Origin of the sequence: Algibacter ulvanivorans (assembly GCF_048381495.1) — a bacterium.
GTDB lineage: Bacteria > Bacteroidota > Bacteroidia > Flavobacteriales > Flavobacteriaceae > Algibacter_B > Algibacter_B ulvanivorans.
The window spans coordinates 206,640-220,143 of sequence record NZ_JBLWGD010000003.1 but is presented as its reverse complement, the minus strand read 5'-3'; the positions used below and the strand labels follow the sequence as shown (position 1 = coordinate 220,143).

Below are 13,504 nucleotides of genomic sequence, written 5' to 3'. Positions count from 1 at the left end.
CTATATCTTTTTTTGCGTGCCTTAAAAAAGGATGCCGTTGCAATCCCTAACGCAACTTAAAATTATTATATATAAATCCAATCAAGTTTTTATAATTCAATAAAAAATTTAAAACACTTCTTTATCTTTGCCTAACATTATGCAACAGATATTTTATAAATACCAAGGAACAGGAAACGACTTTGTGATGATTGATAATCGTCAACAAACATTTAATAAAAAAGATACTAAACATGTGGCATTTTTATGCGATAGGCGTTTTGGTATAGGGGCAGACGGGCTTATTTTATTAGAAAACCATCCCGAATACGATTTTAAAATGGTGTATTACAATGCCGATGGAAACGAAAGTTCTATGTGTGGTAATGGCGGACGCTGTTTAGTGGCTTTTGCAAAGCAATTAGGGGTTATAACAAATACGGCAACCTTCGAGGCTATCGATGGTTTACATCATGCAACAATACAAGATGGCGTAGTAAAACTTCAAATGTTAGATGTAAAAACTGTAGAAACCCATAAAAACCATGTATTTTTAAATACAGGATCGCCGCATCATGTACAGTTTGAAAATGATATCGAAACATTTAATATAAAATCTAAAGGCGCTTCAATTCGTTATGGCGAGCCATACAATGAAGCAGGAAGTAATGTGAACTTTGTTAAGAAAGTAAACGATACTTTGTTTAGAGTTAGAACCTACGAGCGAGGTGTAGAAAACGAAACCCTTTCCTGCGGTACAGGAGTAACTGCTGTAGCTATTGCTATGCATCATTTAGGCGAAACCCATAAAAATCAAGTTACATTAAATGTTGAAGGCGGAAAACTTGAGGTTTGCTTCGATGTTGATAACGGAACCTATAAAAACGTATGGCTTATTGGCCCAGCAACATTAGTTTTTAAAGGAAGTATATGATTACTTTAAAAGGCAATAATATATATTTGCGTGCTTTAGAACCTGAAGATTTAGAGTTTATTCATACCATTGAAAACGACGAGTCTATTTGGGAAATTAGTAACACACAAACACCATATTCAAAATTTTTAATAAAGCAATATTTAGAGCATGCTCACAAAGATATTTTTGAAGTGAAACAACTCCGGTTAGTAATTTCAAATTATAATAATGACGCTATAGGTATGATTGATTTGTTCGATTTTGATTTTAAAAACAAAAGGGCAGGAGTTGGTATTTTAATTAAAGAATCTAGTAATAGATTAAAAGGGTATGGTCGCGAAGCTTTAAATTTATTAATAAATTATAGTTTTAATCATTTAGATTTACACCAACTATATTGTAATATTTCTGAAGATAACGAAGCAAGTATAAAACTATTTACAAACCAAGGTTTTAAACAAATAGGATTAAAAAAAGATTGGAACTATGTAAAAGGTTCTTATAAAAACGAATATTTATATCAGCTTATTAATAATTAAATGTACATAAAAAAAATACTCTTAGCAATAGTAATTATTGGCCTTGTAGTGGCTGCTTTTTTTGCAAATTTTGTTTATAAAGCTATGTTAAAACCTAATACAGCTTTTAACAACGAAAGGGCCTATATTTACGTACCAACAAAAGCTAATTATCAAGACGTTAGAAGCCAATTACAGCCGTTGCTGGTTGATATTGAGTCTTTTGATGATTTAGCCGAACAAAAAAAATATACAACCAATATTAAAGCAGGGCGTTTCGAAATTAAAAAAGGAATGACAAATAACGATATTATAAATTCCATTAGAAGTAATAATTTACCAATAAAAGTATCGTTTAATAACCAAAATACATTAGAAAAACTAGCAGGGCGTATCTCTAAAGATATTGAAGCAGATAGTATTTCGCTTTTAAAAGCTATGAAGGATAGTACTTTTTTAGCCGATAATAATTTTAAAACAGAAACAGCTTTAGGTATGTATTTACCTAATAGTTACGAGTTTTTCTGGAATACATCGGCCGAAGCTTTTAGAGCAAGAATGCTTAAAGAATACAAACGTTTTTGGACAGATGCAAAAATAAAAAAAGCACACAATTTTGGTTTATCTCAAGATCAGGTTTTAACACTAGCATCTATAGTTTATGAAGAGTCTAAACAAGCTTCAGAACAACCAAGAATAGCAGGTGTTTATATGAATAGAATTAGAATTGGGATGCCACTTCAAGCCGATCCTACTTTAAAATTTGCAGCCTATCAACTTCCTAAATATAAAAATACTGTTATTAAGCGGGTTTTAAATAAACATAAAGATATTGATTCTCCTTACAATACATATAAAAATAGAGGTTTACCTCCAGGGCTTATTGCTATGCCAGACATATCGGCAATTAATGCGGTTTTAAATTACGAAAAACACAAATATTTATACTTTGCCGCTGATGCCAAACGTTTTGGTTATCATAAATTTGCAAAAACATTAGCACAACATAACGTAAATGCTAGAGAATATCAACGTTATTTATCATCTCAAGGCATAAATAGATAGTGTATTTTATAGGTTTAAGACATATTATTTTTTTTGTTTTTTTACCGTTGTTTTCTTTTGCTCAATCCTCAAAATTAGATGTATTTTTAACGCCAAGCGATACTTTAAATATACCTAGACGTAATGCTGTTATAATATCCGAAGCATCAATAGGCGTATTAACACTTGTAGGGCTTAATCAACTCTGGTATGCAGATTACGAGCGCTCGAAATTTCATACTATTAATGATAATAACGAGTGGATGAAAATGGATAAGCTAGGGCATGCTTTTACGTCGTATCAATTAGGGAAACATGGTGCACAACTTTTAAACTGGAGCGGTGTTAAAAAACGCGATAAGTTATTGTATGGAGCTACTTTAGGTTTTACTTTTTTATCTGCTGTCGAAATACTTGATGGATTTTCTAAAGAATGGGGGTTTTCTTGGGGAGATATTCTTGCTAATGGAGCAGGAACGGGTTTGTTTATAGGGCAAGAATTACTATGGAACGAACAACGAATTGCTTTAAAATACTCTTTTCATCATACAAACTATGCAAGTAGAAGTCCAGATAAGCTTGGAGAAACGTATTTAGAACAAATTTTAAAGGATTATAATGGGCAAACTTATTGGTTAAGTGCTAATTTACATGCTTTTTTTAATAATAGTAAATTACCTAAATGGCTTAATCTTGCCGTAGGTTATGGTGCTAATGGTATGTTAAACGGTGTAAAAGATATTGACAATCAGTTGTTAACAAATAATGGAAGGTATAAACAATTCTATTTAAGTTTTGATTTAAATTTGAATAAGATAAAAACCAAATCCAAATTATTAAAAACGGTATTTAGCATTTTTAATATGATAAAAATACCAATGCCAACCCTAGAATTTAATAAAAAAGGAACGGTATTTCATCTATTCTACTACTAATTATAGCACATAATCGATTAATTTGGTCATAATCAAATTAATGTGTAATTTTGCACGCTCAAATTTCAAGGCGTATATAATAATTAAAATATGCCGAAAAAATTTAAAAATTATGGTAAGAAATATTGCAAGTTACGTATCTATTACGCTTACAATATTGGCACTATTGTATGTCTCGTTTCAATCTAATGAAACTATTGATTTAAGGAAGTATTCAACAGAAGGCTTAAACTTAAACTATACTGTAAGTATTGATGCATCAGAGCACAATAAGTCTACGCAATTTAATAATCTTGATTTTGAGTTTTCTCCTTATTTAGGTAAATCGTTTGTTGGTTTTAAAGAAGCTTTAGCTTTTAAAGAGTCTGGAGGCGATTATACTTCGGTTAACACCTATGGTTATTTAGGGAAGTATCAATTTGGGTCTGAAACTTTAAAGTTAATTGGTATTTATAATCCATCAAAATTTTTAAAAAGTCCAAAACTTCAAGAAAAGGCTTTTATAGCTAATTCTGCTCGAAATAAATGGATTTTAAGACGTGATATTAAAAACTTTGTAGGTAAACGTGTTAATGGTATTATAATTACAGAATCGGGTATACTAGCTGCAGCACACTTGGCAGGACCTGGTAGTGTTAAAAAGTATTTAAGAAGTTATGGTTTAGATAATTTTGCCGATGGTTATGGCACAACTGTACACCATTACATGAAGCGTTTTTCTGGTTACGACACGTCTTTTATTAAAGCAAATAAAAAAGCTAAAGCAATTTAAAGTTATATTGAATTTAGCTTTTATGAATAATAAAAATGGTAGGTCTTTTATGAAGGTCTACCTTATTTTTTTTCCATTGATTTGCTGTTAGTGTTTTTATAAACTCACTATCTAAAGTAATATCGCAAGCTACACAAACATCTGTATTGTTTTCTAAAATACCCGATAAGTCTTCAAGCATTTTATTATTTCTATAAGGTGTTTCAATAAATATTTGCGATTGGTTTTGTTCAAAAGATAGACGTTCAAGTCTTTTAATTTCTGTTTTTCGTTCTGCTTTATCAATAGGTAAATAGCCATTAAAAGCAAAGCTTTGTCCGTTCATTCCAGAACTCATAATGGCCATTAATATAGATGAAGGTCCAACTAAAGGCACAACTTTTATGTTTTTTGAGTGTGCTATTTTTACAATATCGGCACCAGGATCTGCTACTCCGGGGCAACCAGCTTCAGAAAGCAAGCCTACATCTGTACCATTTAAGCATGGGTTTAAAAAAGTTGGTATATCTGCTTGTTCTGTAAACTTGTTTAAATGAAACATGTTTAATGAAGGTTGCGATTTTTCAGGACTAATCCGTTTTATAAATCGTCTGGCTGTTTTATCATTCTCAACTATAAAAGTATCTATTTTATCAATAACTGCTTTTACTGTAATAGGTAAAACATCTAAAGGGTTGTTATCTCCTAATGTTGTTGGTATTAGATATAATTTGCCAGTTTTATTAGTCATGATTTTGTAAAAGTTTTTTGGCTATTATGTCGCAGGCTTCGTTTATCATTTTGTAAATGTTTTCAAAACCTTGGTCGCCGCCATAATAAGGATCTGGAACTTCTAAATTTTTCCCTTGATGTATTTCATTTAAAATTAATTTTACTTTTGCAATGTCTGCATCTTGTCTTGCTAATTTAATTACATTTTGGAAGTTCGATTGATCCATAACATAAATTAAATCGAAAGTATCAAAATCGGAAACGTTAAATTGCCGACCTTTTAAATTAGAAATATCTAGACCATGATTTCTTGCAACTGCAATAGAGCGTTTATCGGGTGCGCTTCCTGTGTGGTAATTTGCTGTACCTGCAGAATCTACAGTAAAATGATTTGTTAATTTTGATTTTAATATACCTTCAGCTAAAGGAGAACGACAAATGTTTCCTAAGCAAACCATTAAAATTTTAGTCATGATTATTGGTGTAACTTAAACAGAAAGTTTTTTACCTATATCTTCAACGTATTTTCTAAATTGTTTGTCTGTTGATGATAAGTTATCAACAGTTTTACAGGCATGTAAAACTGTAGCATGATCTCGTTTTCCTATTTGCGATCCTATACTTGCTAAAGAGGCTTTAGTAAACTTTTTTGCAAAAAACATGGCTAATTGACGGGCCTGTACGATATGGCGTTTTCTAGTTTTAGATTGAAGTGTATCTATATCCATCTGGAAATAATCTGATACTACCTTTTGTATATAATCTATAGAAACTTCTCGTTTTGTGTTTTTTACGAATTTTTCAACAATAACTCTAGCTAAATCTAGTGTGATTTCTTTTTTGTTGAAAGATGATTGAGCAATTAAAGAAATTATAGCACCTTCAAGCTCTCTAACGTTAGATTTAATGTTTTTTGCTACATATTCAACAATATCCTCTGGCATTTCAACACCATCACGATATAATTTGTTTTTTAATATAGAAACACGAGTTTCAAAATCTGGGTTTTGTAACTCAGCAGATAATCCCCATTTAAAACGCGACAATAAACGTTGTTCAATGTCTTGCATGTCAACAGGTGCTTTATCGCTAGTTAAAATAACTTGCTTTCCGTTTTGGTGTAAGTGGTTAAAAATATGGAAGAAAACATCTTGTGTTCCAGTTTTTCCAGATAAAAATTGTACGTCGTCAATAATTAACACATCTATAATTTGATAAAAATGAATAAAATCATTTCTGTTATTTTTCTTTACAGCATCAATATATTGTTGTGTGAATTTTTCAGCAGAGATGTATAAAACTGTTTTTTCTGGATATTTATCTTTAATATCTACGCCTATAGCATGAGCTAAATGAGTTTTTCCTAAACCAACACCACCGAATATTAATAACGGATTAAAAGATGTGCCCCCAGGTTTATTTGCAACTGCTAATCCTGCACTACGTGCTAATCTATTAGAATCTCCTTCTAAAAAGTTTTCAAAACTATAATTTGGGTTAAGTTGCGATTCAATTTTTACATTTCTAATGCCAGGAATTACAAAAGGATTACGTAACTCAGGATTTTTATTGTTTAAAGGAACATCTACATCTTGAGATTTTAGTGCTCCTCTGTTAGAACTAGGAATTTTTTCGGTAAATGGTTGTTTATTACCATACGTGTTTTCCATTTTAATAATGTAAACAAGTTTTGCGGTTTCTCCTAATTCTTTTGTAAGTGAAACTTTTAGAATTTTAACATAATGCTCTTCAAGCCACTCATAAAAGAATTTACTAGGTACTTGAATACTTAAAGCGGTATCTGTAAGTTTAACTGCTTTTATTGGTTCAAACCAAGTTTTGTATGCTTGCGGTTGGATATTATCCTTTATGAATTCTAGACAGTTATTCCATACCGATTGCGCAGTTACACTCATGTTTTAATTTTTGTTCTGTTTTTTGTTTAGAATTTATATGAAAAATATAATTTTCATACCCCCTTTTAATGTGTGGCAAATATGTGAACAAAATTCTTAAAAAAAAAATGAATATCTATTGAATTTTAAGAAATTTTTCCTCATGTTTAAGCTCTAGCCGAAACTACAAAAAAATATCCAATTATACTTATGAAAATCGATGAAATACAAATAAGAGTGAGATATGGTGAAACAGACCAAATGGGCGTTGTTTATCACGGTAATTATGCGTTATATCTTGAAATGGGAAGAATTGAGTGGTTGCGTAAACTTGGTGTTTCTTATAAATCGATGGAAGAAAACGGCATTATGCTTCCAGTTGTTTCTTTAAGTGTAAATTATAAAAAATCAGCAGGTTATGACGATGTAATTAATGTAAAAACTCAACTAAAAAATAAGCCTACTGCGAAGATTGAATTTGAATACGAAATTACTAACAAGGATGGCGAAATTCTTACTACGGCAAGTACAGTTTTAGTTTTTGTAGATATGAAAACGGGAAGACCTATTAAAGCGCCAAAATATATTTTAGACTTGATAAACGATTAATTAAATTTCTTTTATTTCAATTTCATATAATCGATTGAAAATTTCAAAAATTGAATTAGCATCCTTTTTTCTTACCGAAATTATAATCTGGCAATCCATTTCTAGTTTTTGGTTGGTAATATTTAGTTGTTTTTCTTTTATTACACGCATTACAGTATTCATGTTTTTATAATCAAAAACAATTAAGTAGTTTATGTTTATTGTTTTGGTAATTATTTTTGAGGCCTCAAGACTCATTTGCGCTGCTGTTTTGTAGGCATTAATTAAGCCACCAACGCCTAATTTTACACCGCCAAAATACCTAACAACTACTATTAAAATGTTTGTAACATTAAAAGATTGAATTTGTCCATAAATAGGCATGCCGGCCGAGTTGCTTGGCTCTCCATCATCATTGGCACGATACGCTAAAGTTTCTGTTCCTATTTGATATGCGTAGCACCAATGTCTTGCTGCATGGTGTTCTTTTTTTAAGTTTTCAAGGTGTGTTTTAACTTCTTCTTCATTTAAAACGGGAAAAGCATAGCCAAAAAACTTACTGTTTTTGTCTTTAAATAGAACGGGTTTTGTAGCTTTTGTAATTGTTTTGTATGTGTCTTCTTTAATCAAAGTTATTTAAATAAATGTTTTTTAGTATCAAATAAATTAACAACATCTTCGGTCTCTGGGTTTATGTGCCAGGTGTTAAATTTCATGTTGTTTGCTGTGTTTATATTGTCTTTATTATCATCAATAAAAAGGCATTCTTCAGCTTTAAGTTGGTTTTCGTTTAAAACAAACTCAAAAATATCTTGGTTTGGTTTTACTAGGTTTATTTCGTGAGAGAGGTAAAAAACATCAAAACAACTTTTAAATTCTTCATAAAATGAAACGTGTTTTTTTATGTAATCTATATGTATGGTGTTGGTGTTGCTAAGTAATATTAATTTGAAGTTGGTGCTAGATTTTAACTCTTTTAAAAAATCTAGCCTGTATTTTGGGAAATCTTTAAGTATAAAATTCCAGGCTTCAATGACTTCTTCTTTTGATAAATTTGGAAAATTTTCGGTATAAAAGGCTACAAAATTCTGGGGCGAAATTAATCCTTGCTCTAATGCGTTGTTCACTTTTATTATTTCGTCAGAGAGTGTTTCTGTTTTAAATGTTTTTAACGCATTTTGTAAAGCAGCTTCAATATTTAAATTGATAAATACGTTACCAAAATCGAAAATTAAGGTTTTAATCATTGTAATATATGTTAAGTTGGTCGGTAATTATGCGTGTTTTTGAAATTAACTTGTTGTTAAGTGTAGGGGCTTTTATGCCTGTTGCAAATGCTGTTTTGCCTTTAAACACTCTAGCTTCATCCCAAAGGTTTTTGTTAATAAAAGTTTGAATTGTTTTTGTGCCTCCTTCAATAATTATAGAGTTTATGTTGTTGTTAAATAATAGGTTACATATTTGCTTGGCTATGGGTTTATAGAAATCTATGTTATTTTTTGTTATTAATATAGTTTTGGCTTTGTTGTTAAAAATACTTAGCTCTTTTGGTAGTTTTTCTTCTTTATCTATAACAACTCTAACAGGGTTTTGTCCAGTCCAATCTCGTGTTGTTAGACTAGGATTATCTTCTAGGGCTGTATTTGTTCCTATAAGAATGGCTTGCTCTTCAGCACGCCATTTATGCACCATTTGTCTAGAAAAGGTATTTGTTATCCAAACTGGTTTTTGTTCGTTTTTGTGCTGCGGGGCTATAAAACCATCTGCGCTTTCGGCCCATTTTAAAATAATGTAGGGGCGCTTTTTGTTATGGAAAGTAAAAAAGCGTTTATGGTGTTTTTTACATTCGTTCTCTAAAACGCCTACTGTTACATGGCAGCCAGCATCTTTTAGTTTTTTTATTCCTTTTCCTGCTACTTGCTCATTATCGTCAATGCAACCAATTACTATATTGGGAATTTTGTGTTTTATTATAAGGTCGCTGCATGGTGGTGTTTTACCATAATGCGAACACGGTTCTAGCGTAACATAAATAGTGGCTTTTTTTAATAAGTTTTTGTTTAAAACAGCATTTATGGCATTTACTTCGGCATGATTTCCGCCGTAAGCACTAGTGTAGCCTTCTCCAATTATTTTATTGTTGTAAACAATTACGCTGCCAACCATAGGGTTTGGTCTAGTGTTGCCTAGTCCGTTTTTTGCAATTTGCAAGCAGCGTTTTATGTAAGTTTCGTGATTACTCAAAATTTAATTTTTACATCTTCGGTTTGGTCAATATTATAATAATGCGAAAAACCTAAAACCTTGTATTTTATTTGCCCTTTATATTGTACTTTAACTTTTTTACTAAATAAACTTCCTAGTAAGCCACTAAGGTTTTTGTTGCTAAAAAGGCTGTCTGTAGAAATATTGGTTTTTAAAGGAATTGAAAATTCTTTTTTTGCAGGAACTTCAAAACTTTTTGTTGAAATGGAAGCCATTTCGTTATTATTAACAAATACTTTTATTTCATCAGTTTGTAATTTTCCACCAATATCGTTAGGGTTTATAAATTTTGCATTTGCAGTTAAGGTAATATGTTTTGATGTAGATTTTAAAACTTTAATGTTTTCAACACCAATAAATTGAGGCTTTTCGTTTACAGAGCAGTTAACTAAAACAATGCAAATTGTTGATAAGATTATAAGCTTTTTCATACCTCTTTTTTTCTATTTAATGTATCTTCACTACTTTAAAAGTAAAGATTTAAGTGAGTAAAGATACTATAGTTATTCGAGAAATTGAACCTCAAGATAATAAGCAATTAGAGCAAGTTATAAGGGCGTGTTTTCATGAGTTTAAAATTCCCTTAGAAGGCACAGCGTATTCTGATGCAGAAACACCACAAATGTTTGAGTCTTATCAGAATAGTAACGATGTGTATTTTGTAATTGAAGTTAATGGCAATATTCTAGGTGGTGGCGGAATAAAGCCTTTGGCGAATTTTAAAGACGATGTTTGCGAAATTCAAAAAATGTACTTTTCTCCTAAAATTAGAGGTAAAGGTTATGGTAGAGTTTTGTTTAAGAAATGTTTAAATAAAGCAAAACAACTAGGTTATAAGCAATGTTATTTAGAATCGGCTTCGCAATTAAAAGCGGCCATTCATATATACGAAAGTTACGGATTTAAGCACCTAAAAGGCGCTTTAGGAAATACGGGACATTATTCATGTGGTGTTTGGATGATAAAAAACTTATGAAATTAAAAGATATTCAAAATAATTTCCATCAAGAGTTAGATGCTATTTACGGTAAGAATGAAGTAGATAGTTTTTTTTTCATGTTAATAGAATTTTATTTTAATATTTCAAGAATTCAATTAGCAATGGATTCTTGTTTGGTGGTTAATAACTCTAAAACTATATTAAATGCTTTAAAGTTATTAAAACAACAAAAACCAATTCAATATATAATTGGAGAAACATCTTTTTATGGCTTAACATTTAAGGTAAACGAAAATGTTTTAATTCCTAGAACAGAAACCGAAGAGTTGGTAGAATGTGTTGTTAAACATACCATTAATAGTAAAGAAGTTAAAATTTTAGATATAGGTACGGGTAGTGGATGTATTGCAATATCTATTGCAAAACAATTGCCTAACACAAAAGTATATGCGCTAGATGTAAGTAAAAAAGCATTAACCATAGCTAAGCAAAATGCTAAATTGAATAATGTTGAAATTGAATTTATTGAAGCTAATATTCTAAATACAAAAACAATTAAAGGTTTAAAATTTAATGCTATAGTATCTAACCCACCTTACGTACGTGAAAAAGAAAAAGCATTAATGAAGCCTAATGTGTTAGAAAACGAACCGCATTTGGCGTTATTTGTAAAAGATGAAAACCCATTACTGTTTTATGAGGCTATAGCACATTTTGCAATACAAAATTTAGTAACACATGGCGCTTTGTATTTTGAAATTAACGAATATTTAGGTAACAATATGATTGCCTTACTAAATAAAAACAATTTTACTAACATAGAGCTTAAACAAGATATCTTTAAAAAAGATAGAATGATAAAAGGAATTAAAAATTAATGAATACAGTAGAACAACAAATACAAGATCTTCGTGACGAGTTAAGAACACATAATTATAACTATTATGTACTTGATAACGCTACTATTTCCGATTTCGATTTTGATTTTAAACTTAAAACACTACAGGAACTAGAAGCTAAACATCCAGAATATTTTGATGCAAATTCTCCAACTCAACGCGTAGGAGGCGCAGTTACTAAAAATTTTGAAACTACTGTGCATGAGCATCGTATGTATTCGTTAGATAATTCATACTCAAAAGAAGATTTACAAGATTGGGAAACACGTATAAAAAAACTTGTAGACGGAAACATACAGTATACATGCGAGTTAAAATACGATGGAGCCTCTATAAGTTTAACTTATGAAAATGGTAGCTTAGTAAAAGCTGTAACCCGTGGTGATGGTTTTCAAGGCGATAATGTAACAGCTAATATTAAAACAATTAAATCTGTGCCATTGCAATTAAAAGGAGATTACCCTTTAAAATTTGACATAAGAGGTGAAATTGTTTTGCCATTTGAAGGGTTTAATAAAATGAACGAAGAGCGCATAGAAATAGGAGAGGAACCTTATAGGAATCCAAGAAATACAGCTTCAGGAAGCTTAAAACTTCAAGATAGTGCAGAGGTAGCTAAGCGTCCATTGGAATGTTTGTTGTACAATTTAACAGGTAGTAATTTAGGTGTAAAAACACAGTTTGAAAGTTTGGAAAAGGCAAGGCAATGGGGGTTTAAGGTTCCAGAAGTAGCAAAATTATTTAATTCTATTGATGACGTTTTAGAGTTTATATCATATTGGGATGATCATCGCCACGATTTGCCGTACGAAACCGATGGAGTGGTTATTAAAGTGAATAATTTACAGCAGCAAGAGGAGTTGGGTTACACAGCAAAAGCGCCACGTTGGGCTATGGCCTATAAATTTAAAGCCGAACAGGTTTCTACAAAATTAAATAGTATTACATATCAAGTAGGAAGAACAGGGGCAATTACGCCTGTAGCAAATCTAGAACCCGTAGAATTGGCTGGAACTACAGTAAAAAGAGCATCGCTACATAACGCAGATCAAATTAAAAAATTAGATATAAGAGTTGGCGATGAAGTGTATGTTGAAAAAGGAGGCGAAATTATTCCAAAAATACTAGGTGTAGATTTAACTAAGCGTCCAGAAAACTCTCAACCAACAGAATATATTACAGCTTGCCCAGAGTGTAATACCAAATTAATAAGGCACGAAGGAGAAGCACAACACTATTGTCCTAATTATATTGGGTGTAACCCTCAAATTATTGGTAGAATACAGCATTTTATATCCAGAAAAGCTATGGATATAGATGGTTTAGGAGGCGAAACAGTAGCGTTGTTGGTAAATGAAGGCTTAATATCTAATTATTCCGATTTATATGAATTAACAAAAGTACAAGTTATACCATTAGAACGTATGGCAGAGAAAAGTGCAGATAATTTAATTCGTGGTATAGAGCAATCTAAAAATATTCCTTTTGAGCGTGTAATGTTTGCGTTAGGAATACGGTATGTAGGCGAAACCGTTGCAAAAAAGTTAGTAAAGCATTACAAAAGTATTGATGCTATTATAAATGCAACCCAAGAAGATTTGGTTAATGTTGATGAAATAGGAGTTAAGATTGCAGAAAGTGTAAGTTTATTTTTTAATGCCGAAGCAAATATAAACACAATAAATAGGTTAAAAGCTTTTGGTGTACAATTAGAAATGTCTGCAGAAGCTTTAAGTGGGCAAACAGATTTACTTAAAGGCGATGTGGTAGTTGTTTCTGGAGTATTTAGTAAAGTTTCAAGAACAGAACTTAAAAAAATTATAGAAGATAATGGAGGTAAAGTAAGTAGTTCTATTTCTTCTAAAACTAGTTATGTGGTTGCCGGAGATAATATGGGACCTAGTAAAAAGAATAAAGCAGAAAAATTAGGGGTAAAACTAATTAGTGAAGATGAATTCTTACGTAGCGTGATTTTTTAATCGATAAAACGCACAAAAATACGTTTATTTGTTTTTTTTTAGTTATGTTTGTGTATTAACAAA

16 protein-coding genes are annotated in these 13,504 nt (G+C 31.0%); 9 read left to right on the top strand and 7 right to left on the bottom strand.

Features of this window, described 5'->3' with window-relative positions; translation table 11 throughout:
- The first annotated feature begins 139 nt into the window (after positions 1–139).
- The 5 genes from dapF (at position 140) to ACNG5D_RS09395 (ending at position 4,164) form a co-directional block, all read left to right on the top strand.
- Positions 140–913 carry a diaminopimelate epimerase gene (gene dapF, locus ACNG5D_RS09415; RefSeq protein ID WP_418183263.1) on the top strand — a complete coding sequence of 258 codons (774 nt, stop codon included), beginning with the start codon at positions 140–142 and terminating at the stop codon, positions 911–913.
- The gene (locus tag ACNG5D_RS09410) at positions 910–1,434 is read left to right on the top strand and encodes a GNAT family N-acetyltransferase (protein ID WP_418183262.1); all 525 of its coding nucleotides are present in this window, start codon (positions 910–912) and stop codon (positions 1,432–1,434) included. Before dapF ends, ACNG5D_RS09410 begins: the two co-directional genes overlap by 4 nt.
- Positions 1,435–2,478: an endolytic transglycosylase MltG gene (gene mltG / locus ACNG5D_RS09405; protein ID WP_418183261.1), complete on the top strand. Its 1,044-nt coding sequence runs from the start codon at positions 1,435–1,437 to the stop codon at positions 2,476–2,478. It abuts the gene before it with no gap.
- Between the two features lie 47 nt (positions 2,479–2,525).
- Positions 2,526–3,392, top strand: coding sequence for a DUF2279 domain-containing protein (locus tag ACNG5D_RS09400; protein WP_418183260.1), 867 nt, complete (start codon positions 2,526–2,528; stop codon positions 3,390–3,392).
- A gap of 112 nt (positions 3,393–3,504) precedes the next feature.
- Positions 3,505–4,164: a lysozyme family protein gene (locus ACNG5D_RS09395; protein WP_418183259.1), complete on the top strand. Its 660-nt coding sequence runs from the start codon at positions 3,505–3,507 to the stop codon at positions 4,162–4,164.
- A gap of 13 nt (positions 4,165–4,177) precedes the next feature.
- Here the strand turns inward: ACNG5D_RS09395 and ACNG5D_RS09390 are convergent, their stop codons facing one another.
- From ACNG5D_RS09390 to dnaA, 3 genes are read right to left on the bottom strand one after another with little or no spacing between them, the layout of a single operon-like run.
- Positions 4,178–4,894: an SAM-dependent methyltransferase gene (locus tag ACNG5D_RS09390; RefSeq protein WP_418183258.1), complete on the bottom strand. Its 717-nt coding sequence runs from the start codon at positions 4,892–4,894 to the stop codon at positions 4,178–4,180.
- The gene (locus ACNG5D_RS09385; protein WP_418183257.1) at positions 4,887–5,348 is read right to left on the bottom strand and encodes a low molecular weight protein-tyrosine-phosphatase; all 462 of its coding nucleotides are present in this window, start codon (positions 5,346–5,348) and stop codon (positions 4,887–4,889) included. The genes ACNG5D_RS09390 and ACNG5D_RS09385 overlap by 8 nt, the downstream gene beginning before the upstream one ends.
- 15 nt (positions 5,349–5,363) lie before the next feature.
- Positions 5,364–6,791: a chromosomal replication initiator protein DnaA gene (gene dnaA, locus ACNG5D_RS09380; RefSeq protein WP_418183256.1), complete on the bottom strand. Its 1,428-nt coding sequence runs from the start codon at positions 6,789–6,791 to the stop codon at positions 5,364–5,366.
- Between the two features lie 189 nt (positions 6,792–6,980).
- Between dnaA and ACNG5D_RS09375 the strand changes: the two genes are divergently transcribed.
- A complete protein-coding gene (locus ACNG5D_RS09375) occupies positions 6,981–7,379 on the top strand; it encodes an acyl-CoA thioesterase (RefSeq protein ID WP_418183255.1) in 399 nt (132 codons plus the stop codon).
- Here ACNG5D_RS09375 and ACNG5D_RS09370 read toward each other — a convergent pair whose 3' ends face one another.
- The 4 genes from ACNG5D_RS09370 to ACNG5D_RS09355 are packed head-to-tail and all read right to left on the bottom strand — an operon-like array spanning position 7,380 to position 10,054.
- The gene (locus ACNG5D_RS09370; protein WP_418183254.1) at positions 7,380–7,988 is read right to left on the bottom strand and encodes an IMPACT family protein; all 609 of its coding nucleotides are present in this window, start codon (positions 7,986–7,988) and stop codon (positions 7,380–7,382) included.
- A gap of 2 nt (positions 7,989–7,990) precedes the next feature.
- Positions 7,991–8,605: an HAD family hydrolase gene (locus tag ACNG5D_RS09365; protein WP_418183253.1), complete on the bottom strand. Its 615-nt coding sequence runs from the start codon at positions 8,603–8,605 to the stop codon at positions 7,991–7,993.
- Complete coding sequence (gene ribD, locus ACNG5D_RS09360; RefSeq protein ID WP_418183252.1) at positions 8,598–9,602, bottom strand: bifunctional diaminohydroxyphosphoribosylaminopyrimidine deaminase/5-amino-6-(5-phosphoribosylamino)uracil reductase RibD; 1,005 nt, start codon at positions 9,600–9,602, stop codon at positions 8,598–8,600. Before ribD ends, ACNG5D_RS09365 begins: the two co-directional genes overlap by 8 nt.
- Entirely contained in the window at positions 9,599–10,054 is a 456-nt protein-coding gene (locus ACNG5D_RS09355) for a hypothetical protein (RefSeq protein WP_418183251.1), read from the bottom strand. The genes ribD and ACNG5D_RS09355 overlap by 4 nt, the downstream gene beginning before the upstream one ends.
- Before the next feature lie 53 nt (positions 10,055–10,107).
- On the opposite strand from ACNG5D_RS09355, the gene ACNG5D_RS09350 reads away from it, so the two are divergent.
- The 3 genes from ACNG5D_RS09350 to ligA are packed head-to-tail and all read left to right on the top strand — an operon-like array spanning position 10,108 to position 13,441.
- Complete coding sequence (locus ACNG5D_RS09350) at positions 10,108–10,599, top strand: GNAT family N-acetyltransferase (RefSeq protein ID WP_418183250.1); 492 nt, start codon at positions 10,108–10,110, stop codon at positions 10,597–10,599.
- The gene (gene prmC / locus ACNG5D_RS09345; protein ID WP_418183249.1) at positions 10,596–11,441 is read left to right on the top strand and encodes a peptide chain release factor N(5)-glutamine methyltransferase; all 846 of its coding nucleotides are present in this window, start codon (positions 10,596–10,598) and stop codon (positions 11,439–11,441) included. The genes ACNG5D_RS09350 and prmC overlap by 4 nt, the downstream gene beginning before the upstream one ends.
- Entirely contained in the window at positions 11,441–13,441 is a 2,001-nt protein-coding gene (gene ligA / locus ACNG5D_RS09340) for an NAD-dependent DNA ligase LigA (protein WP_418183248.1), read from the top strand. The genes prmC and ligA overlap by 1 nt, the downstream gene beginning before the upstream one ends.
- Positions 13,442–13,504 lie beyond the last annotated feature (63 nt).

Coding starts and splice junctions, on each gene's coding strand:
- dapF (WP_418183263.1), top strand. CDS start 140: ATGCAACAGATATTTTATAAATACCAAGGAACAGGAAACGACTTTGTG.
- ACNG5D_RS09410 (WP_418183262.1), top strand. CDS start 910: ATGATTACTTTAAAAGGCAATAATATATATTTGCGTGCTTTAGAACCT.
- mltG (WP_418183261.1), top strand. CDS start 1,435: ATGTACATAAAAAAAATACTCTTAGCAATAGTAATTATTGGCCTTGTA.
- ACNG5D_RS09395 (WP_418183259.1), top strand. CDS start 3,505: ATGGTAAGAAATATTGCAAGTTACGTATCTATTACGCTTACAATATTG.
- ACNG5D_RS09390 (WP_418183258.1), bottom strand. CDS start 4,894: ATGACTAATAAAACTGGCAAATTATATCTAATACCAACAACATTAGGA.
- ACNG5D_RS09385 (WP_418183257.1), bottom strand. CDS start 5,348: ATGACTAAAATTTTAATGGTTTGCTTAGGAAACATTTGTCGTTCTCCT.
- dnaA (WP_418183256.1), bottom strand. CDS start 6,791: ATGAGTGTAACTGCGCAATCGGTATGGAATAACTGTCTAGAATTCATA.
- ACNG5D_RS09375 (WP_418183255.1), top strand. CDS start 6,981: ATGAAAATCGATGAAATACAAATAAGAGTGAGATATGGTGAAACAGAC.
- ACNG5D_RS09365 (WP_418183253.1), bottom strand. CDS start 8,605: ATGATTAAAACCTTAATTTTCGATTTTGGTAACGTATTTATCAATTTA.
- ACNG5D_RS09355 (WP_418183251.1), bottom strand. CDS start 10,054: ATGAAAAAGCTTATAATCTTATCAACAATTTGCATTGTTTTAGTTAAC.
- prmC (WP_418183249.1), top strand. CDS start 10,596: ATGAAATTAAAAGATATTCAAAATAATTTCCATCAAGAGTTAGATGCT.
- ligA (WP_418183248.1), top strand. CDS start 11,441: ATGAATACAGTAGAACAACAAATACAAGATCTTCGTGACGAGTTAAGA.